The organism is Xanthomonas axonopodis (assembly GCF_001304695.1).
Lineage (GTDB): Bacteria > Pseudomonadota > Gammaproteobacteria > Xanthomonadales > Xanthomonadaceae > Xanthomonas > Xanthomonas axonopodis.
In genome coordinates, this window is record NZ_JFAQ01000165.1 from 1 (window position 1) to 897 (window position 897).

Sequence of the window (897 nt, forward strand, 5' to 3'; positions counted from 1 at the left end):
ATGCGCATCTCGGCGGCCATGCGCTGTCGCAACTGTTGTCGGACCTCACGCATGCAGATGCGGTCACCGCACTGCCGTATTACCGCGACAGCGCCACGCTGGCCGGGCGCCTGCTGGCGCAGTTCGTCAACAACAATGCCGCGCTCACATACTTGGGGTGGCTGCCATTCGCAGCGCCGCTGACCATCAATGGCATGTGCTATGCCGCGCGTACCGAACAACTGCGCCGCTGGGGCGGCTTTACCGCATTGCTGGAGCAACTGACCGACGATCTGGCCTTCGCCACCCTGGTGCGCGACCGCGGCGGGCGACTCTGGCAATCCACTGCGCCGGTGGCGATGCGTACCGCCATGCCCGACCTGCGTGGCTATGTCCGCCAGATGCATCGCTGGATGCTGTTCGCAACGATCCTGCTGGGCCGTCAACGCCTGAGCGTACGCAGTGCCATCGGCGTGTTGCAGGGGCTGCCGCCGTTGCTGCTGGTGGCCATGCTGGTCTGCGCTTGCGTGCAGCACACCTGGCCGGCTGCACTGTGCGTATTGATCGTCTTGCTGGCGCGCGCGTTGTTGCTGTGCGGTGTGCAATGGCGCGTCACTGGCGCCGTTCGCCACCGCCTGCTGGTGTCGCTCTGCGCCGAATGTCTGCAGCCGCTGCATCTGCTGCACGCAGCGCTGGTGCGCACGATCTGCTGGCGCACGCGGCGTTACCGCGTGTTACCAAACGGGTGCTTTCGTGCAGAGTGAGTCGGGCCCGCTGCAGATCGCCTTCCTCATCGGGCAAAGCGATCCGGCGAGCTGCGCCTTGAGTGCGGAGCAGGGCGCATTTCTGCGACAGCTGCAGGGCACGGGCCGGCAGCTGGTGGACTGCAATTACCCATACCACCGCAACAGTGCGCCG

At 65.9% G+C, this 897-nt stretch carries 1 protein-coding gene and 1 pseudogene; both read left to right on the top strand.

Annotated features, from left to right (window positions below; translation table 11 throughout):
* On the top strand, positions 1 to 743 hold a 743-nt coding region (locus XAXN_RS15005; protein ID WP_280631824.1), incomplete at its 5' end, for a glycosyltransferase.
* Positions 655 to 897, top strand: a pseudogene (locus XAXN_RS23245) (hypothetical protein); the annotation flags it as partial. The gene XAXN_RS15005 and the pseudogene XAXN_RS23245, both read left to right, overlap by 89 nt.